The sequence below is a fragment of the Mycobacterium sp. P7213 genome, from assembly GCF_900604305.1.
Taxonomy (GTDB): domain Bacteria; phylum Actinomycetota; class Actinomycetes; order Mycobacteriales; family Mycobacteriaceae; genus Mycobacterium.
Window position 1 is genome coordinate 34,230 of the sequence record NZ_UWOA01000018.1, and the last position, 19,429, is coordinate 53,658.

General features: G+C 68.6%; 12 protein-coding genes, 1 tRNA gene and 1 pseudogene. 7 read left to right on the forward strand and 7 right to left on the reverse strand.

Annotation, left to right across the window (positions count from 1 at the left end):
• The first annotated feature begins 9 nt into the window (after positions 1 to 9).
• Positions 10 to 3,981, forward strand: coding sequence for a Pls/PosA family non-ribosomal peptide synthetase (locus EJK91_RS08875; RefSeq protein WP_125078742.1), 3,972 nt, complete (start codon positions 10 to 12; stop codon positions 3,979 to 3,981).
• Positions 3,978 to 5,327 (forward strand): M1 family metallopeptidase, encoded by a 1,350-nt coding sequence (locus tag EJK91_RS08880; protein ID WP_125078743.1) that lies wholly within the window; start codon positions 3,978 to 3,980, stop codon positions 5,325 to 5,327. Before EJK91_RS08875 ends, EJK91_RS08880 begins: the two co-directional genes overlap by 4 nt.
• On the opposite strand, the gene EJK91_RS08885 is transcribed toward EJK91_RS08880, so the two are convergent.
• Positions 5,233 to 6,564, reverse strand: a complete 1,332-nt coding sequence (locus EJK91_RS08885) for a TQXA domain-containing protein (RefSeq protein ID WP_125078744.1) — start codon at positions 6,562 to 6,564, stop codon at positions 5,233 to 5,235. The two genes, EJK91_RS08880 and EJK91_RS08885, sit on opposite strands and share 95 nt — an antisense overlap.
• Positions 6,565 to 6,851: 287 nt before the next feature.
• On the opposite strand from EJK91_RS08885, the gene EJK91_RS08890 reads away from it, so the two are divergent.
• The 4 genes from EJK91_RS08890 to epsC are packed head-to-tail and all read left to right on the forward strand — an operon-like array spanning position 6,852 to position 10,980.
• Entirely contained in the window at positions 6,852 to 7,775 is a 924-nt protein-coding gene (locus tag EJK91_RS08890; protein ID WP_125078745.1) for a family 2A encapsulin nanocompartment shell protein, read from the forward strand.
• On the forward strand, positions 7,762 to 9,414 hold the full coding sequence (locus EJK91_RS08895; RefSeq protein WP_125078746.1) for a family 2A encapsulin nanocompartment cargo protein cysteine desulfurase: 1,653 nt from the start codon (positions 7,762 to 7,764) through the stop codon (positions 9,412 to 9,414). The genes EJK91_RS08890 and EJK91_RS08895 overlap by 14 nt, the downstream gene beginning before the upstream one ends.
• Positions 9,415 to 9,448: 34 nt before the next feature.
• Positions 9,449 to 10,384 carry a cysteine synthase A gene (gene cysK, locus EJK91_RS08900; RefSeq protein ID WP_125078747.1) on the forward strand — a complete coding sequence of 312 codons (936 nt, stop codon included), beginning with the start codon at positions 9,449 to 9,451 and terminating at the stop codon, positions 10,382 to 10,384.
• A gap of 8 nt (positions 10,385 to 10,392) precedes the next feature.
• Positions 10,393 to 10,980: a serine O-acetyltransferase EpsC gene (gene epsC / locus EJK91_RS08905; RefSeq protein ID WP_125078748.1), complete on the forward strand. Its 588-nt coding sequence runs from the start codon at positions 10,393 to 10,395 to the stop codon at positions 10,978 to 10,980.
• A gap of 8 nt (positions 10,981 to 10,988) precedes the next feature.
• Here the strand turns inward: epsC and EJK91_RS08910 are convergent.
• The 3 genes and pseudogenes from EJK91_RS08910 to EJK91_RS08920 form a co-directional block, all read right to left on the reverse strand.
• Positions 10,989 to 11,750 (reverse strand): annotated as a pseudogene (locus EJK91_RS08910) (class I SAM-dependent methyltransferase); the annotation flags it as partial.
• A gap of 160 nt (positions 11,751 to 11,910) precedes the next feature.
• Positions 11,911 to 11,986: transfer RNA gene (locus tag EJK91_RS08915), tRNA-Thr, on the reverse strand.
• A 29-nt stretch (positions 11,987 to 12,015) separates the two neighbouring features.
• Complete coding sequence (locus EJK91_RS08920; RefSeq protein WP_024441727.1) at positions 12,016 to 13,242, reverse strand: DNA polymerase III subunit delta'; 1,227 nt, start codon at positions 13,240 to 13,242, stop codon at positions 12,016 to 12,018.
• A gap of 63 nt (positions 13,243 to 13,305) precedes the next feature.
• On the opposite strand from EJK91_RS08920, the gene EJK91_RS08925 reads away from it, so the two are divergent.
• Entirely contained in the window at positions 13,306 to 14,958 is a 1,653-nt protein-coding gene (locus EJK91_RS08925) for an adenylate/guanylate cyclase domain-containing protein (protein ID WP_125078749.1), read from the forward strand.
• Position 14,959: 1 nt separating this feature from the next.
• On the opposite strand, the gene topA is transcribed toward EJK91_RS08925, so the two are convergent.
• The 3 genes from topA to EJK91_RS08940 all read right to left on the reverse strand — a co-directional run bounded on the left by topA (position 14,960) and on the right by EJK91_RS08940 (position 18,834).
• The gene (topA, locus tag EJK91_RS08930; RefSeq protein WP_046300280.1) at positions 14,960 to 17,776 is read right to left on the reverse strand and encodes a type I DNA topoisomerase; all 2,817 of its coding nucleotides are present in this window, start codon (positions 17,774 to 17,776) and stop codon (positions 14,960 to 14,962) included.
• 116 nt (positions 17,777 to 17,892) lie between these two features.
• A complete protein-coding gene (locus EJK91_RS08935; RefSeq protein ID WP_024441730.1) occupies positions 17,893 to 18,504 on the reverse strand; it encodes a hypothetical protein in 612 nt (203 codons plus the stop codon).
• Between the two features lie 126 nt (positions 18,505 to 18,630).
• Positions 18,631 to 18,834, reverse strand: coding sequence for a cold-shock protein (locus EJK91_RS08940; protein ID WP_005138711.1), 204 nt, complete (start codon positions 18,832 to 18,834; stop codon positions 18,631 to 18,633).
• Positions 18,835 to 19,429 lie beyond the last annotated feature (595 nt).

Sequence of the window (19,429 nt, forward strand, 5' to 3'; positions counted from 1 at the left end):
GAGCTGACAATGACGCGCTGCACTCCCCGACCGTGCTGGGTACGTTCTACAGTCGTGCCCTCACTGCAAGTCCCCGCGCAATATCTGCGCGGCTCCTCGGCGCCGCAGCCCCGCACCCTGATCGACATTCTGCAAGAGACCGCCGCCCGCTACCCCGACGCTCCCGCCATCGACGACGGCAATGTGGTGTTGACCTACGGGGAGCTGATCGAGGACATCACCGACAGTGTCGCCTGGCTGGCCGCCCGCGGTCTGGGCCGCGGCGATCGCATCGGCATTCGGATGCCGTCCGGCAATTACGCGCTGTACGTGGCGATCCTGTCCACGCTGGCCACCGGCGCGGCCTACGTGCCGGTGGATGCCGACGATCCGCCCGAGCGCGCCGAGCTGGTGTTCAACGAAGCTCAGGTGGCGGCGGTGATCACCGAACAGGGTTTGACCCGCGGCCCCGGCGCGTCACGCGGCTGGCGGGCCACGGCGCCGCAGACCAGCGACGACGCCTGGATCATCTTCACCTCGGGGTCCACCGGAACCCCGAAGGGCGTGGCGATCACGCACCGCAACGCGGCGGCCTTCGTCGACGCCGAAGCCCAGCTGTTCTTGCAGGACAACCCGATCGGGCCCGGCGACCGGGTGCTGGCGGGACTGTCGGTCGCGTTCGACGCGTCCTGCGAGGAGATGTGGCTGGCGTGGCGCTACGGCGCCTGTCTGGTGCCGGCGCCGCGGTCGCTGGTACGCAGCGGCATGGACCTGGGTCCGTGGCTGGTGTCGCGCGACGTGACCGTGGTGTCCACCGTGCCCACCCTGGCGGCACTGTGGCCGGCCGAGGCGCTGGAGGCGGTGCGGCTGCTGATCTTCGGCGGTGAGGCCTGCCCACCGGAGCTGGTAGCCCGGCTGGCGGTGGAGGGCCGCGAGGTATGGAACACCTACGGCCCCACCGAGACCACGGTGGTGGCGTGCGCGGCGCAGCTCGACGGCACCGGCCCGGTCCAGATCGGGTTGCCGCTGTTGGGCTGGGACCTGGCCGTGCTCGGGCCCGACGGGGCCCCGGTGGCCGCCGGCGAAGTCGGCGAGCTGGTGATCGGCGGTGTCGGCTTGGGCCGCTACCTGGACCCCGGCCGTGACGCCGAGAAGTACGCAGCACTGCCCGAGCTGGACTGGCCGCGGGCCTACCGCAGCGGTGATCTGGTGCGGCTGGATGCCGACGGGCTGGTGTTCTGCGGCCGGGCCGATGACCAGGTCAAGGTCGGCGGCCGGCGCATCGAGCTGGGTGAGGTGGACAGCGCCCTGGTGACGCTGCCCGGCGTCAGCGGCGGTGCGGCGGCGGTGCGGACCAGCGCCGCCGGGACCCCGCTGCTGGTCGGCTACCTGGCCAGCACCGATCCGGACTTCGACCTGGGTGCTGCACGCGCCGCACTGGGCCGGCGACTGCCCGCCGCGCTGGTTCCCCGGCTGGTGCTGGTCGACGAACTGCCCACTCGCACGTCGGGCAAGGTGGACCGCGATGCGCTGCCGTGGCCGGTGGGGCCGGAGCCGGGTGCCCTGCCCGGCGGAGGTCTCGGCGACGACCCGGACAGCACTCTGGGTTGGCTGGCCGGACTGTGGCGCGACGTGCTGGGCGCCCCGGTCGACGACGAACAGGCCGATTTCTTCGCGCTCGGCGGTGGATCGCTGCAAGCCGCTCAGCTGGTGGCCGCGGTGCGGCAGCGGTACCCGCAGACCACCGTCGCCCAGCTCTACGACCGCCCACGACTCGGCTCCCTGGCCGGGTTTCTCGACGACATGGGCCGCAGTGAGCCCGGGGCCGAGGCAGCCTCCCGCGCGGTCGAACCCACGCCCCGGCGGGCCCAGGCCGCGCAGGTGCTGCTGTCGGTGCCGCTGGCCACGCTGACCGGGCTGCAATGGGTGACGTGGCTGGCGCTGATCAACAACGTGATGGCGGTGATGCATCCGCTGCCCTGGCTGGCGCGACTCGACTGGTGGTGGGTGATCTCCGCTTTCGTACTGTTCGTGACACCGCTGGGCCGGATGGGTATCGCCGCGCTGGGGGCGCGTGCGCTGCTGTCCAATCTGGCGCCGGGAACGTACCGGCGCGGCGGCCCCGAGCACCTGCGGGTCTGGATCGCCGAACGGCTTGCCGCCGCCAGCGGCGCCGAGAATCTTTCCGGCGCACCGTGGCTGGTGTATTACGCGCGAGCGCTGGGTAACAAGATCGGCGAGGGCGTGGATCTGCACTCCGCCCCGCCGGTGACCGGGATGCTGACCCTGGGCCACCGGTGTTCCATCGAGCCGGAGGTGGACCTGACCGGGCATTGGATCGACGGCGATACGTTCCACGTCGGCCCTGTCACGGTTGGCAACGACGCCACGATCGGTGCCCGCACCACGCTGCTGCCCGGCGCCGTAATCGGCAAGGACGCCGATGTCGCGCCTGGGTCCGGGGTAGTCGGCGAGGTGAAGAAGGGCCAGTACTGGACCGGCTCGCCGGCGGTGAAATCCGGTAAGGCACACCACCCCTGGCCGGATCACCGGCCACCGCCGCGCCCGGTGTGGGCGGCGGTGTACGGGGTGACATCGATCCTGCTGGGCGGCTTGCCATTGGTGGCATTAGGTGTCGGGCTGTCGGTGGTGGGCTGGGCGGTGCGGGACTGCACCACGCTGATCGAAGCGATTCGGCCCGCGGCGCTGGCCACTGCGCCGGCCGCGCTGGTCGCGATGCTCAGCTACGCCGCTTTGACCATGGCCGGGGTGCGGCTGTTGTCGATCGGGCTGCGCGACGGCTACCACCCGGTGCGCAGCCGGGTGGGTTGGCAGCTGTGGGCCACCGAACGTCTGATGGACGCCGCGCGCGACTATCTCTTCCCGGTGTACGCGAGCCTGATCACGCCGTGGTGGCTGCGCTTGCTGGGGGCCAAGGTGGGCCACGGCACCGAGATCTCCACCGCGCTGGTGATCCCGAAGTTCACCACGATCGCCGACGGCGCCTTTCTCGCCGACGACACCATGGTGGCCTCCTACGAATTGGGCGGCGGCTGGATCCACGTCGCACCGGCCACCATCGGCAAGCGCGCATTTCTGGGCAATTCCGGGATCACTCAGCCGGGCAGGCGGGTTCCCGACAACTCCTTGGTGGCAGTGCTGTCGACGGCACCGCACAAGGCCAAGACCGGCTCGTCGTGGCTGGGCAGCCCGCCGGTACGCCTGCGGCGTAAAGCCGCCGACCTCGATGCCGAGCGCACTTTCGAACCCCCGCTGCGGCTGAAACTGATGCGCGCCGTCATGGAGACATTCCGGCTGGTCCCGGTCATCGTCACATTTGCGATCGGAACGGCGGTTTTGGGCGCCTTGCAGTGGGGGGCCACCACGTTCGGCTACGGCTGGACCGCGCTGGGTAGCGGCGTGACGCTGCTGGCCGCCGGTGCGGTGGCCGGCGGCAGCGCGGTGGTCGCGAAATGGCTTATCGTGGGCCGGATCCGGGCGTCACAGCGCCCGCTGTGGTCGTCGTTCGTGTGGCGCAACGAGGTCTCCGACGCGTTCGTCGAAACGGTGGCTGCCCCGTGGTTCGCCCGCGCCGCAACCGGCACCCCGGTGATGAACCTGTGGTTGCGGGCGCTCGGCGCCACCATCGGCCGCGGCGTGTGGTGCGAGACGTACTGGTTGCCCGAAGCCGACCTGGTGACGCTGGACACCGGCGCGACGGTGAACCGCGGCTGCGTGGTGCAGACCCACCTGTTCCACGACCGGATCATGCAGATGGACACGGTGACATTGGATGCAGGCGCCACGCTGGGCCCCAACTGCGTGGCGCTGCCCGCGGCCCGGCTGGGCGCCGGCGCCACCGTCGGGCCGGCCTCGCTGGTGATGCGCGGCGACGAGGTACCGGCAGCAACGCGCTGGCAGGGCAATCCGATTGCGCCGTGGCCGGTGTCGGGCAAGAAGCGCGGGGCTTCGGCTGCCGCGCGTCAGGAGCCCGCGGCATGAGCAAACCCACGAAGATTTCGGCAAAGCCAGCCAAGGCCCCGGCGCCTGTTCTTGACCCCTACCTGCCCGACAACGGCAACAGCGGTTACCGGGTCTCGCGCTACGAACTCGACCTGGAATACAAGGTCAGCAGCAACCGGCTCTCGGGCACCGCGACCATCACCGCGGTCGCGCTGGACGCACTGCGCGAGGTCACCCTCGACCTTGCCGACACGCTGTCGGTGGCCAAGGTCTGGGTCAACGGTCGCCCACCCAGCCGGTTCGCGACCTCGGCAGCCAAGCTGCGGATCACCCTGGCCGCCACGGTACCGCCCGGCGCCGCACTGGTGATCGTCGTCCGGTATGCGGGATCACCGCGCCCCAACGAAACACTCTGGGGTGAAGTGGGTTTCGAGGAGTTGTCCGACGGAGCGCTGGTTTCCGGCCAGCCCAACGGCGCACCGTCATGGTTCCCCTGCGACGACCACCCCTACTCAAAAGCCAGCTACCGGATCCAGATCAGCACCGACAGCCCGTACTACGCGGTGGCTAACGGCGAACTGATATCGCGGCGTGCCCGGGCCACCCGCACCACCTGGACCTACGAGCAGCCCGAGCCGACCCCGACCTATCTGGTCACCCTGCAGATCGGCCGATACGTGACCCGCCGGCTGCCGGGCTCGACGGTGGCGATCCGCGCGGTGCTGCCGGCCCGGCTGCAGGCCGAGTTCGAACAGGACTTCGCCGCGCAGGCGCAGATGATGGAGCTGTTCGTGCGCCTGTTCGGGCCCTACCCGCTGGCAGCCGGCTACACCGTGCTGGTGACCGACGACAACCTGGAGATCCCCCTTGAAGCACAGGGACTTTCGATCTTCGGCGCCAACCACTGCGACGGTACCGGGGGATCCAACCGACTGATCGCCCACGAACTGGCCCACCAGTGGTTCGGCAACAGCGTCACCCTGCGACGCTGGAGCGATATCTGGCTGCATGAGGGGTTCGCGTGCTACGCCGAATGGCTGTGGTCGGAGCATTCCGGTGGGCCGAACGCCGACCAGCTGGCGCGGCGTTATCACCGCCAGCTAGCGGGCCTGCCGCAGGATCTGCTGTTGGCCGATCCCGGGCCGGCCGACATGTTCGACGACCGGGTGTACAAGCGCGGCGCGATCACCCTGCATCAGTTGCGCGGTCGGCTCGGTGACGACGCCTTCTTCGCCCTGCTGCGGGACTGGACGTCGCGCTACCGCCACGGCAACGCCGGCACCGAAGACTTCACCGCGCTGGCCGCCGGATACGCGGGCGAACCGCTGCAAGCCTTGTGGCAGGCCTGGCTGTATTCCACTGCGGTGCCCCCGCTGACCAGCTGAGGTCGAAGTCGACGACCAGCGCGGCCGGCACCGCCAGCGCCACCGGGGTGAACATCTGCGAGTCCTGTTCTGCGGCAATACCGGTGAGAACCCGGCCGCCGTAGCCGTCTTCGGTACCGGGCACCGTCACGCGCACCCGTGCCGACACCGCGCCCGGGTGTGGCCGCAGGTAGAAAACACTGCCCGGCTCCACCGGGCCGGTCAGCTCGTTGCCGTCGGCGTCCAGCAACACCGCCCCCTCGGCGCTCAGCGCGGCGGAGTCTGCGACGGCCAGGCGCAGCGGCCCGAGCAGACCGTCGGCCATGGTGGCGGCCGAAACGTTCAAGCCGGGTGCGGTGGTGCGCGCCCGTGCCGCACCGGCCAGCAGGTACCGGTAGAGGGCCACGATGCGGTCGGCATTGCGATAGGTGCTGGTGCCGTTGAGCCAGAAGTCGACGTCACCGAGGGTGGCCGATGGCCCCGGCCCGGCCAACGACAGGCGGTAGAACCGGTGGCCCCCGACGGTTGCGCCCACGCCGAGCGCCTTGCGATGAGCGCCGGCGGCTTCGACGGCCAGCCGCGACGAGGGCACCTCTCGCCAGGTACGGCCGTCGTCGGATTTGTGCAGGGTCAGCGTCACCGGCTCCGAGGCGACCAGTTCCAGGGCGTAGCCGCCCAACTCGAGCGCCTCTTCGAACTCGACGGTCACCCCGTCGGCGTCGCGCAGCACCCGGACCGGCTCGGTGCGGGCACGGGTGTCCAGCTCCAGACCGTTGGTCAGCCGCCAGATCGCGGCCTGGGTGGCGGCTATCGCCTCGTGCTCGGTGATGTTGCCGCGGCCCAGCTGGTGGCCGGCCGCACGCAGCCGACGGCTCAATTCGACGGTGGTCAACCGCGGGACCGAGTTGCGCAGGATCCAGTCGACTTGAACTTCGCGGGGGTCACGGGCGCCCTGTCCGGGACTGCGCAGGTTCGGAACCGCCGACCAGGTGTCGATCCGGTACGCCGACGGCCGAGTGGGGGCGATGCCGTGGAAGTCCAGCGAATATGCCGCGATGCCGGGGTTCAGGCGAATCAGATCGGTGCGCGCGCTGGTGCCGTCGGTGAACACGATCCGGTCGACGGTGTGCGAATACGTGCCGCCGTGATAGCGGGTCATTCGGTCTATATCGGCGGCCGGGCGGGGTTGCACCCTGCGGCGGACGGTCACCACGGGCTCGGTGTCGAGAACGGGAAAAAGGGAGGTTGAAACGGTCATGCCGAGTCGACTTTCTGGTCTGAAGCGCGCACGGCAGCATCTCGCCGAGAAAAGGGGCGGGCTGCGACGCTAAGGAATCAGGGCGTCAGAGAATCAACAACAACAACACGCGGCGCGGCGGCACAAAGCGTGCGGCTGTGGCAGCGTGATGTTCGACATACACATACCCTACGACATGTACCGCAGCGGCGCGAACTGCGAGGGATTCAATTCGCCCTGAGCGCAACTGGTGGGCAAACCCGGACCATGGTCCATGATTGGCGCCGTCACTCATCAGGAGGAAAGCAATGACGTCCGCTCAGAACGAATCTCAGGCGCTCGGGGACCTCGCCGCACGGCAACTCGCGAATGCGACCAAGACTGTCCCGCAACTGGCCACCATCACGCCGCGCTGGTTGCTGCACCTGTTGAACTGGGTCGCGGTCGAAGCCGGTATTTACCGGGTCAACCGGGTGGTCAACCCCGGCCAGGTCGCCATTGCAGCCGAGCAGGGCGCCGGTTCGACCGAACCGCTGCCGCAGACGTTCGTGGACTACGAGACCAGCCCGCGGGAGTACACCCTGCGGTCGATCTCCACGCTGCTGGATGTGCACACCCGGGTCTCCGACCTGTACTCCAGCCCGCACGACCAGGTCGCTCAGCAGCTGCGACTCACCATCGAAACCATCAAGGAACGCCAGGAGTACGAGCTGGTCAACAACCCGGAGTACGGCCTGCTGGCGCAGGTCACACCGGAGCAGACCATCTCCACGCTGACCGGCCCGCCCACCCCCGACGACCTGGACTCGCTGATCACCAAGGTGTGGAAGACCCCCGGGTTCTTCCTGACCCACCCGCTCGGTGTGGCCGCCTTCGGCCGCGAAGCCACCCGCCGCGGGGTCCCGCCGGTGGTGGTGAACCTGTTCGGCGCCCAGTTCATCACCTGGCGCGGCATCCCGATCGTGCCGAGCGACAAGGTGCCGGTAGAGGATTCCAAGACCAAGATCCTGCTGGTGCGCACCGGGGAGGAACGCCAGGGTGTCGTCGGGCTGTTCCAGCCCGGCCTGGTCGGTGAGCAGGCGCCGGGCCTGTCGGTCCGGTTCACCGGTATCAACCGGTCGGCGATCGCGTCTTACCTGGTGACGCTGTACAACTCGCTGGCCGTGCTCACCGATGATGCGCTCGCCGTGCTCGACGACGTCTCGGTGGACCGTTTCCATGAGTACAAGTGATCCCGGGCCGGTAACCCCACCGGTCAGCGCCGCTGAGCTGGAGTTACTGGCTAACCAGCTGTATGCCGCCCGGCCCGGTCCGGACTCGCCGCCGCAGACCACCGCGGTGGCACCGCGCGGCGGTGTTCCCGACCCGTCCGGGCTGCTGCCGCCGGGGCTGGCCGACCTGTCGGCGTTCGCGGTGCCGAGCGGCATCGTGCCGACCGTGCCGGGGGTGCTGGCCGGCTCGCCGGCCGGGGCTGTCCCGGTTGCGCCACGTGGGTCGGCTCCTGGCTGGCCCGGGGTGGTGCCGGTGGTTCCGCAGCTGGATTGGCATGACACCGCCGCGCCGGCCGCGGGTGGCGACGAGGCGAATTACGCCTTCTTGTCGCATCGGGTGCCGGCCGCCCAACCGGCTCCGACGGTGCCGGACTCGCATGAGATCTTCGACGTCAACGCGGTGCGCGCCGACTTTCCGATCCTGCGCGAGACGGTCAACGGCAAGCCGTTGATCTGGTTCGACAACGCCGCCACCACACAGAAGCCGCAGGCCGTGATCGACCGGCTGTCGTACTTCTACGCCCACGAGAACTCCAACATCCACCGGGCCGCGCACGAACTCGCGGCCCGCGCCACCGACGCCTACGAGGACGCCCGCGACACCGTGCGGCGATTCCTGGGGGCACCGCGCAGTGAGGACATCGTCTTTGTGCGCGGCACCACCGAGGCGATCAACCTGGTGGCTTACGCCTGGGGCGGCAAGAATCTGGGCCCCGGCGATGAGATCGTCATCACTCATCTGGAGCACCACGCCAATATCGTTCCGTGGCAAATGATCTCGAAGAAGACCGGGGCGATTCTGAAGGTGGCCCCGGTGGACGACGCGGGCAACCTGCTGCTGGGCGAATTCGAGGACCTGCTGGGTCCGCGGACCAAACTGGTTGCCGCCACCCATGTCTCCAACGCGCTGGGCACCGTCACCCCGGTGCACGACATCGTCGAGCTCGGACACCGCTACGGCGCGCGGGTGCTGATCGACGGGGCACAGTCGATCCCGCACATTCCCATCGATGTGCAATCACTGGGCGCGGACTTCTTCGCGTTCTCCGGACACAAGATCTTCGGTCCCACCGGTCTCGGAGCGCTCTACGGCACCGCCGAGGCGCTGGCCGAGACGCCGCCGTGGCAGGGTGGAGGCAACATGATCGCCGACGTCACCCTGGAACGCTCTATCTATCAAGAACCGCCCAACAAGTTCGAGGCGGGCACTGGAAACATCGCCGACGCGGTCGGCCTGGGCGAAGCCCTGCGTTATGTGGAACGGGTGGGCATCGAACGCATCGCCACCTACGAGCACGCCCTGCTGGAGTACGCCACCCCACGCCTGGCCGATATCCCCGGGGTGCGGCTCGTCGGTACCGCCGACGAGAAGGCCAGCGTGTTGTCGTTCGTCCTGGCCGGCCACGACCCGGCGGACGTGGGCAAGGCGCTCAACTCCGAGGGCATCGCGGTGCGCGCAGGTCACCACTGCGCGCAGCCGATCCTGCGCCGCTACGGCCTGGAGGCCACCGTGCGACCGTCGTTCGCGTTCTACAACACTTTCGAAGAGATCGACGTCTTCATCAAGGCCGTACGGCGTATCGCCGAAGGGAGCGCCTAGCACCTATGACGGCCTTGGTAGGAAAGGGCATTTGATGGGCAGGATCTACGACAACGTCACCGACCTGATCGGTCATACCCCGCTGGTGCGACTCAACCGGCTGACCGAGGGCCTGGGCGCCCAGGTGGCGGCCAAACTGGAGTTCTACAACCCCGCCAACAGCGTCAAGGACCGCATCGGCGTCGCGATCATCGACGCCGCCGAGCAATCCGGCCAGCTGCGCCCCGGGGGCACCATCGTCGAGGCCACCAGCGGCAACACCGGCATCGCCCTGGCGATGGTCGGCGCCGCCCGCGGCTACAAGGTGATCCTGACCATGCCGGACACCATGTCCACCGAGCGCCGGGTGATGCTGCGCGCCTACGGCGCCGAGATCGTGCTGACTCCCGGCTCGGAGGGCATGGCCGGTGCGGTGGCCAAGGCCAAGCAGATAGTCGCCGACACCCATAACGCCCTGTCCGCAGACCAATTCGCCAACCCGGCCAACCCGGCCATCCACGAACGGACGACCGGCGAAGAGATCTGGAAGGACACCGACGGCGCGGTCGACATCTTCGTCGCCGGCATCGGTACCGGTGGCACGCTGACCGGCGTCTCGCACACCCTGCGGGCCCACAAGCCCGAGGTCCAGATCGTCGGCGTGGAACCCAAGGACTCCGCGATCCTGCACGGCGCCGACCCCGGTCCGCACAAGATCCAGGGCCTGGGCGCCAACTTCGTCCCCGAGGTACTCGACCGCGACTGTTACGACGAGATCATCGACGCGCAATTCGACGACGCCATCCGGGTTGCTCGCGCGCTGGGCACCGAGGAAGGGATCCTCGGCGGAATCTCGGCCGGCGCCAACGTGTGGGCCGCCCTCGAGCTGGCCAAGCGCCCCGAGAACGCCGGGAAGCTGATCGTGGTGGTGGTCCCCGACTTCGGCGAGCGCTACATCTCCACGCCGCTGTTCGAGCACATTCGGGAATGATCACACCTATGAGTGGTGTGTTGGCGCGGCTGCGCGAGGACCTGCGCAACGCCCGCGAGCATGACCCGGCCGCGCGCGGGGACTTCGAGAACGCGCTGGTCTATTCGGGTCTGCATGCGATCTGGTCGTATCGAATCGCGCATCGGCTGTGGGCCAGGCCGGCACTGCGCGGGGTGGCCCGCCTGCTGGCTCAGGCCACCCGATTCGCCACCGGCATCGAGATTCACCCGGGCGCGACCATCGGGCGGCGGTTCTTCATCGACCACGGCATGGGCGTGGTGATCGGCGAGACCACCGAGATCGGCGATGACGTCATGGTCTATCACGGCGTCACCCTCGGCGGACGTTCGCTGAGTCACGGCAAGCGCCACCCGACCATCGGTAACGGTGTCACGGTGGGCGCCGGCGCGAAGGTCCTCGGCCCGATCACCATCGGCGACGGCAGTGCGATCGGCGCCAATGCCGTTGTCACCCAGGATGTCCCGGAGGATTGCATCGCCACCGGAATCCCGGCTGCGGTGCGCCATCGCACCGAGAAACAGCGGGAGCCGCTGGTGGACCCGACCAGTTACATCGACCCGGCGATGTACATCTAAAGCCACGTTCAGGGCAGCGGTTCCGCGGCGATCACGTAGTCGTGACCGTGCCGCAGGCCACCTTCGCGCGCGAGGACGATCAGCGCTCGAAGCCGTAGCTCTTCGACATACTGGAGCATCGAGCTGCCGACTGCAGAGGAATTGAAGCGTTCAAGTCGCCTGCGGCACATATCAAGCTGGCCGTTGACATGACGGGACCCGTATCGGATCGGAAAACGTCGACTCTCCACGACCCGGAACTCGGCCCGTTCGAGCTGCCGCAGCATCCATTCGAGGGGGTACTCACGGTAGGGCCGCTCGCCGGCCAGCAACAGGCACGCGTCGCGGACCCGGCCGATTTCCCAAATGATGCGGCCGCTTTCGGTCTTGGGCTTGTACTGAACGTAGGGTTCCAGCCCGATGACATAGAGCCGGCCATTGTCGGCGACCAGGGGACGCAATCGTTCGAACGCCCGATCCTGCCAGTACGGGGCAAAACCCTCGATCGCGCCGACCAGATAGTCGACCAGCACGGTGTCGAAGGTTTCGCCGGCAAGCAGGCCGTCATCGATCCAGTTGCCGACCAACAGCTGGTCCTGTGACCGGATTCCGTCGCCCAGCGCGGCACGTGTCGCCTCGGCCATGCCAGGCGCCGCGGTGATCGCCGTCCACCGGTCGGTCGGCAGCGCCTGGATCCATTGCAGGGACTTCACTCCGGCGCCGGAATCCAGCATGGCGCCCCACTCTCGGTCGGCGTGCAGGGTCTCCACGTAGCGAAAGAGTGAGGAAACTTCAGGCATGGCGTTGCTGGACAACGGGATTGCTCGTTTCATCGGCGCGGTCTGGCGCGCATCGGCAACGACCGTTGGGCCGGTGCGGTGCGCGGCTCTCAGGCTAGCGCGCAGCACCGGTTATTGACAATCATTGTCAATAACGTGAGGGTCGAGCTGGTGGAGCCACCTAGGAGAATCGAACTCCTGACCTATTCATTACGAGTGAATTGCTCTACCGACTGAGCTAAGGTGGCGCGCCCCGCCTAAACCGGGCCGGGTCAGTCTACAGGTCGTCTCGCAGCGCCTGCCCGACGGTTGCCACCATGGCTCCGACGGCGAAGCGGGGCTTGACGTTGGCCGCGAGCGCGTCGCGGCACTCGAGCACCGCCTCGATGCAGCGCAACAGCCGATCCGGCGACGCGTGAGCGGCGATCGCCGCCACCGCATCGGTCATGTCCGGATGGTTCGGCCGGGCGATGCCGGCCGATCCCGTGGCCGCCAGCAGGGCGTCGCGGAAGTAGGTGGCCAGGTCGATCAGGGCCCGGTCCAGCGCATCGCGGGCGGCCCGCTTCTGGCGCGAGTTCTGCCGGCGCTCCAGGTCTTTGATCACCCCGGCGGTGCCGCGCAGCGTACCGGCGGTGCCCTTGCCGGTGCCGCCGGCGCCCAGCGCGGTGCGCAGTTCCTCGGTCTCGGCTTCGTCGCGGTCGGCGGTCAGGTCCCGGGCCTCGGACTCCGCCGCGGCCACCAACTCGTCGACCGCGGTGAACGCCCGCGACGGGGTCGCCGCGTCGCGGGCCAGCGACAGGGCCCGCTGGCGACGCTGCCGGGCCTCAGAATCGGTGGCCAGCCGCCGGGCCCGCCCCACGTGCCCGCCGCTGACCGCGGCCGCCCAGTCCGCGGTCTCCCGGTCAAGCCCGTCGGCGTCGATCAGCACCTGGGCGATAGCCGCCGGCGGCGGGGTCACCAGCGCAACGTGCCGGCACCGGGACCGCAGCGTGATGGCGATGTCCTCGGGGTCGACCGAGGGAGCGCACAACAGGAACACCGTCGAAGGCGGCGGCTCCTCGACGACCTTGAGCAGGGCGTTGCCCGCGCCCTCGGTGAGCCGGTCGGCGTCCTCGACCACCACGATCTGCCAACGGCCGGTCCCGGGACGCCGGGAGGCGGCCTGCACGATCGCCCGCATCTCGTCCACGCCGATGGACAGCCCCTCCGGCACCACCCGCCGCACGTCGGCGTGGGTGCCGGCCATCGTCGTGGTGCAGGCACGGCACTGGCCGCAGCCGGGCCCACCCTCGGACTCGTCGGCCGTGCACTGCAGCGCCGCGGCAAAACACACCGCTGCGATCGACCGGCCCGATCCGGGCGGGCCGGTGATCAGCCACGCGTGCGACATACCGCCGGCGGTCATGCCACTGTGTGCTGAATCACGTCGAGATGCCCGCGCGGCAGCCAGCAGCTCGGCTTCGACCGACTGCTGGCCCACCAAACGCGCGAAAACCCCGGACATCATCGGTCACAGTAGTGGCTTGACCGGACATGCCCCGGACATGACAAGCCATCAGCCTCGGTCATTCCCCCTCTCGCCCGATACGGTGTGCTGGTGAGCACCACGACCCTGGTCGGGCGGATCAACCGATTCGTCCGCTGGGTCGTGCGCACTCCCTGGCCGGTCTTCACGCTGAGCATGCTGCAGGCCGACATCATCGGATCGCTGTTCGTCTTCGGTTTTCTGCGGTTCGGCCTGCCCGACGAGGACCGGATCAATCTGCAGGACCTGCCGCGCCTGAACCTGGCGCTGTTCGCGGTGGTGCTGCTGTGCCTGTTCGCCTTCGGCTTTTCGGTCAGCACCGCCCTCCTGATGCCGGTGTTCCGCTGGCAACGCCGCGAGGCCCTGCTGGCCGATCTGGAGACCAACGGCGACTTCGATCCGGCAGATACCGAGCTGGCGAGGTCGCGGGCGCTGCGGATGCCGTTCTACCGCTCGCTGATCAGCATCTGCTACTGGGCCGTGGGCGGCGTGGTGTTCGTCGTGATCAGCTGGCAGGTGGTCTACGACGTCGTACCGATCGTGGTGACCGCGACCGCCCTGGGCGCCGCCGCCACCGCGATCATCGGCTACCTGCAGTCCGAGCGGGTGCTGCGCCCCGTGGCCGTCGCGGCGCTGCGTGACGGCACGCCGGAGAATCTGCGGGCACCCGGAGTCATCCTGCGCCAGCTGCTGACCTGGCTGCTGTCGACTGGGGTACCGGTACTGGCGATTGTGCTTTCGGTGCTGGCCGACAAGGCGTCGTTGCTCAACGCCTCACCGGACAAACTGTTCACCCCGATCCTGCTGATGGCATTGGCTGCCCTGGTCATCGGTCTGGCCGGCACCGTGCTGGTGTCCATGTCGATCGCCGACCCGCTGCGGCAGTTGCGCTGGGCGCTGGGCGAGGTGCAGCGCGGCAACTACAACGCGCACATGCAGATCTACGACGCCAGCGAGCTCGGGCTGCTGCAGGCCGGGTTCAACGACATGGTGCGTGACCTGGCCGAGCGGCAGCGGCTACGCGACCTGTTCGGCCGGTACGTCGGCGAGGATGTGGCGCGGCGCGCCTTGGAGCGTGGCACCGAGTTGGGCGGCCAGGAACGTGACGTGGCGGTGCTCTTCATCGACTTGGTGGGTTCCACCCAGCTGGCCGCGACTCGGCCGCCCAGCGAGGTCGTCAACCTGCTCAACGAGTTCTTCCGGGTCGTGGTCGAGGCCGTTGGACGGCACGGCGGTTTCGTCAACAAGTTCCAGGGCGACGCGGCGCTGGCCATCTTCGGAGCGCCCATCGAGCATCCGGACGCCTCGAGCGCGGCCTTGGCAGCGGCCCGCGAACTGCACGACGGCCTGCTGCCGGTGCTTGAGTCCGAAGAGTTCGGCATCGGGGTGTCGGCCGGACGGGCCATCGCCGGGCACATCGGCGCCCGTGCCCGTTTCGAGTACACCGTGATCGGCGACCCGGTCAACGAGGCCGCCCGGCTGACCGAGCTGGCCAAGCTGGAGCCGGGCCACGTGCTGGCTTCGGCGGTGGCGGTCAGCGGCGCGGTCGACGCCGAGGCGCTGTGCTGGGAAGTGGGCGAGATCGTCGAACTGCGCGGACGTGCCGCTCCCACTCAGCTGGCGCGACCGTTGAATCTCGCTGCGCTGGAACCGATTCCGGCCGAGGACGCCGAGCCCGCGGCCGCAGCCGACTGACTCAGCTCTTGGCGGCCTTCTTCGCGGCAGCCTTCTTCGCCGGTGACTTTTTCGCCGGCGCCTTGCGGGCGGTCTTCTTGGCGGCCTTCTTAGCCGGCCCGCGCGCCCGCCGGTCGGCGAGCAGTTCGGCGGCACGCTCATCGGTGATCGTGGCCACTTCATCGCCCTTGCGCAGACTGGCGTTGGTCTCGCCGTCGGTCACGTACGGACCGAATCGGCCGTCCTTGATCACCATCGGCTTGCCGCTCGCCGGGTCGGCACCCAACTCCCGCAGCGCCGCGGTCGCCGCTGCTTGGCGGCCACGGCGTTTCGGCTCGGCGTAGATCTTCAGCGCCTCTTCGAGGGAGATCTCGAAGATCTGCTCCTCGGTGGCCAGCGACCGAGAATCGGTGCCGCGCTTCAGGTATGGACCGTAGCGGCCGTTCTGCGCGGTGATCTCATCACCGGACTCTGGGTCGACACCGACCACCCGCGGCAACGACAGCAGCTTCAGGGCGTCGTCGAGTGTGACGGTTTCCAGGGTCATGCTGCGCAGCAGCGAACCGGTGCGCGGCTTCGGGCCGGTCGGCTTCTTACCCTTCTTGGCGGTGCTGCCGGACTCGTCGTCCGGGGGCGGCGGCAGAACCTCGGTGACATACGGTCCGTAGCGGCCGTCCTTGGCGACGACCTCGTGCCCGCTGACCGGGTCGATGCCGAGCGACCGGCCCTCCTGCGGGGTGGCGAAGCGTTCCTCGGCCAGCGCCAGGGTCAGCTCGTCCGGCGGCAGCGAGTCATCCAGGTTGGCCCGCTGCGGAGTCGGCTCGCCGTCGTCACCGGTGACCATCCGTTCCAGGTAGGGCCCATTCTTTCCCACCCGCACATAAACCGGCCTGCCCTCGGCGTCATCGAACAGCCGGATCGAGTTGATCTCTCGGGCGTCGATGCCCTCCAGGTTGACCCCGACCAGCTTCTTCAGGCCGCCGGCCCGGGCGATCGAGTCCTCGACCCCGTAGTCGCCACCGAAGTAGAAGTTGTGCAGCCAGTCGACCCGGCGCTGGCGCCCGGCGGCGATCCCGTCGAGCTCGTCCTCCATGGCGGCGGTGAAGTCGTAGTCGACCAACCGGCCGAAGTGCTGCTCGAGCAGGCCGATCACCGCGAAGGCCACCCAGGTGGGCACCAGGGCGCTGCCCTTCTTGTAGACGTAGCCGCGGTCCTGGATGGTCTTGATGATCGAGGAGTACGTCGACGGCCGGCCGATGCCCAGCTCTTCGAGCGCCTTGACCAGTGAGGCCTCGGTGTAGCGCGCGGGCGGGTTGGTGGCGTGCCCGTCGGGGGTCAGCTCGGTGGCGTCCACCCGCTGGCCCTGGGTCAGCTGGGGCAGTCGCCGCTCGGCGTCGTCGGCTTCACCGCCGGCCAGCTCATCGACGGTCTCCACGTAGGCCTTGAGGAAGCCGGCGAAGGTGATGGTGCGGCCGCTGGCGGCAAACGTCACCTGCTGAGACCCGGAGTTCCCGCCGATCCGCAGGCTCAGGGTGGTGCCGCGGGCGTCGGCCATCTGCGAGGCGACGGTGCGCTGCCAGATCAGCTCATAGAGCCGGAACTCGTCGCTGCCCAGCTCGTTGCGCACCGCGTCGGGGGTGGCGAACGTCTCGCCGGCCGGCCGGATCGCCTCGTGGGCTTCCTGGGCGTTCTTGACCTTGCGGGTGTACTGCCGCGGCGAGGGCGACACGTACTCCTCGCCGTAGAGCTGGCGGGCCTGCGTGCGGGCGGCATCAATAGCGCTGGCCGACAACGTCGTCGAGTCGGTACGCATATAGGTGATGTAGCCGTTTTCGTAGAGCCGCTGGGCGATGCTCATCGTCCGCTCGGCGGAGAACCGCAGCTTGCGGCCGGCTTCCTGCTGCAACGTCGAGGTCATGAACGGCGCGTAGGGCCGCCGGGTGTAGGGCTTCTCCTCCACCGAGGTGACCGACAACGACGCGCCTTGCAGGCCGGTGGCCAGGGCGGTGGCCGCGGCCTCGTCGAGGACGGTGACTTCGGAAGGCTTCTTCAGCGCGCCCAGCGAGTCGAAGTCGCGGCCGCTGGCCACCCGCAGCTCGTCGACGGCGACCAGGCGGGCGCTGAAGTTGGGCGGGGAGGCCGACGGGTCGGAGACGCTGGCGTCCAGTTGGGCGACCACGTCCCAGTAGGAGGCACTGCGGAACGCCATCCGCTCGCGTTCGCGCTGCACGATGATGCGGGTGGCCACCGACTGGACGCGGCCCGCCGACAGCTTCGGTGCGACCTTCTTCCACAGCACGGGGCTGACCTCGTAGCCGTACAGTCGGTCCAGGACGCGTCGGGTCTCCTGCGCGTCGACCAGGTCGATGTCCAGGTCGCGGGGGTTCTCCGCGGCGTTGCGGATCGCCGGCTCGGTGATCTCGTGGAACACCATCCGTTTGACCGGGATGCGCGGTTTCAGGGTCTCCAGCAGGTGCCAGGCGATCGCCTCGCCCTCCCGGTCACCATCGGTGGCCAGATAGAGCTCGTCGACGTCTTTGAGCAGGCCCTTGAGCTCGGCAACGGTGCTCTTTTTGTCGGGGCTGACGATGTAGAGCGGTTCGAAGTCGGCGTCGACGTTGACGCCCAATCGCGCCCAGGCTTCGGTCTTGTACTTCGCCGGTACGTCGGCGGCGTTGCGCGGCAGGTCTCGGATATGTCCTCGGGAGGACTCCACGACGTAATTGCGTCCCAGGTAGCTCGCAATTTTCCGTGCCTTGGTCGGCGACTCGACAATGACGAGCCGCCGCACGGGTGTTTGATCGCCATTGCGGGCGCTCACCGTCTTAGAGTCAGCCACCTTGCGCTTACCACTCCACTTCTGTCCGCACCGCCGCGTCACGCCGCCGGTGGACAACTGACAATCTCGCACTCACGCCCGTGCCGATGCAAACCGGCGCTCAGCAGTGCATTGTCTCAAAGACCGCCCGCATGGCCCGGAATCGTGGCTCCGACACGCGGCCATTGACCCAACGCCTCGGGGTCCGCGGGCGGTTCCCCGACGTTTTCGACCAGCCGCGACAACCTGCGGCGGCCGGTGATCCGCAGCGCCGGATGGCCGCCACGAGTCCCGATCAGCGTGGGCGCGATCCCCACCCGCATCATCGCCGAGGCCAGCGGCTCATGGGTGTCCGGCGCGTGCGGGTCGAGGCCGAGTAGGTATCGGTCGTCCTCGGCGGTTCCGGCCGCCAGTGTCCATGCTCGTAGTTCACGTGGTCCCGGCAGCCATTGCGGCGGCACCGTTTTGACCGCCCCGCGGGTCCAGGCCTGCGCCAGCGCGCGCAGGCGCGTGTCAACCGCAGTCCGCACCAGCGGGGTGTCTTCCTCGGTGCGCGTGACCTCGGACGGCAGACCGGCTTCGCCGATCAACTCGGCCAGTGCCACAGCTCGCCAGGGGGCGTCGACCACGACCGACAGTCGCGCGCCATCGCCCACCACGACGATCTGTCCCGGGCCAGCCAGCACCCCGGTGAGGTCGGCAACGCTGGGCGGCACCGACTCTGCCGAAAAGAAGGAAAGCTGGCTCACGTCACCGACAGTAAGCCGGTCCACCATCCGGCGGCAGCCGGGGCGGTCCTACCTGCCCGAAACGAAACCCCCCGGCTTAGCTCCGTTGGCGGGAGCTGCCCGGGGGGTGACGTCAAATTCCGTGGCTCAGACGGCGCGGACGCCCGTGGCCTGAGGACCCTTGGGGCTCTGGCCGACCTCGAACTCCACCCGCTGGTTCTCCTCGAGGGTGCGAAAGCCGGACCCTTGGATTTCCGTGTAGTGGACAAACACGTCCGCCGACCCGTCTTCAGGCGCAATGAAGCCGAAGCCCTTTTCTGCGTTGAACCACTTCACAGTTCCCTGTGGCATTTGTCGATCTTTCCTTACTCTTCTTGCCCGATGCAGTGCGCACCGTTGTTCGGGGCACCGATTTTCGCTGCCCCGGGCCTGTTCCGGCCGCCGTACCCTGGCGGTCGGTCGATGCTGCCACCGACACACCCCCGCGGGTACTGCGGCCGCAACCACAGATCCTGCGAAGGCTTAACACGAACACAGAAGCTACGACCGTCCATCAGTCAACCATGTTCGTCGCGCCGAGGACAGACTGCGGTGCCGAAATCTCGGCCGAAGGGTGAACAATACGGCAGCGGGCATTCGAGGCCGGCGGTTCAGCGAGGCTCGACGTAGGAGAGGCGAAGCTGGGACCGCCGCATAAACCCGGCGGTTCAGCGAGGCTCGACGTAGGAGAGGCGAAGCTGGGACCGCCGCATAAACCCGGCGGTTCAGCGAGGCTCGACGTAGGAGAGGCGAAGCTGGGACCGCCGCATAAACCGGGCGGTTCAGCGAGGCTCGACGTAGGAGAGGCGAAGCTGGGACCGCCGCATAAACCGGGCGGTTCAGCGAGGCTCGACGTAGGAGAGGCGAAGCTGGGACCGCCGCATAAACCGGGCAATTTAAGATGGGA

Bases quoted from the DNA above. Each gene is read 5' to 3' on its own strand.
- EJK91_RS08875 (WP_125078742.1), top strand. From the start codon at position 10: ATGACGCGCTGCACTCCCCGACCGTGCTGGGTACGTTCTACAGTCGTG.
- EJK91_RS08880 (WP_125078743.1), top strand. From the start codon at position 3,978: ATGAGCAAACCCACGAAGATTTCGGCAAAGCCAGCCAAGGCCCCGGCG.
- EJK91_RS08885 (WP_125078744.1), bottom strand. From the start codon at position 6,564: ATGACCGTTTCAACCTCCCTTTTTCCCGTTCTCGACACCGAGCCCGTG.
- EJK91_RS08890 (WP_125078745.1), top strand. From the start codon at position 6,852: ATGACGTCCGCTCAGAACGAATCTCAGGCGCTCGGGGACCTCGCCGCA.
- EJK91_RS08895 (WP_125078746.1), top strand. From the start codon at position 7,762: ATGAGTACAAGTGATCCCGGGCCGGTAACCCCACCGGTCAGCGCCGCT.
- cysK (WP_125078747.1), top strand. From the start codon at position 9,449: ATGGGCAGGATCTACGACAACGTCACCGACCTGATCGGTCATACCCCG.
- epsC (WP_125078748.1), top strand. From the start codon at position 10,393: ATGAGTGGTGTGTTGGCGCGGCTGCGCGAGGACCTGCGCAACGCCCGC.
- EJK91_RS08920 (WP_024441727.1), bottom strand. From the start codon at position 13,242: ATGTCCGGGGTTTTCGCGCGTTTGGTGGGCCAGCAGTCGGTCGAAGCC.
- EJK91_RS08940 (WP_005138711.1), bottom strand. From the start codon at position 18,834: ATGCCACAGGGAACTGTGAAGTGGTTCAACGCAGAAAAGGGCTTCGGC.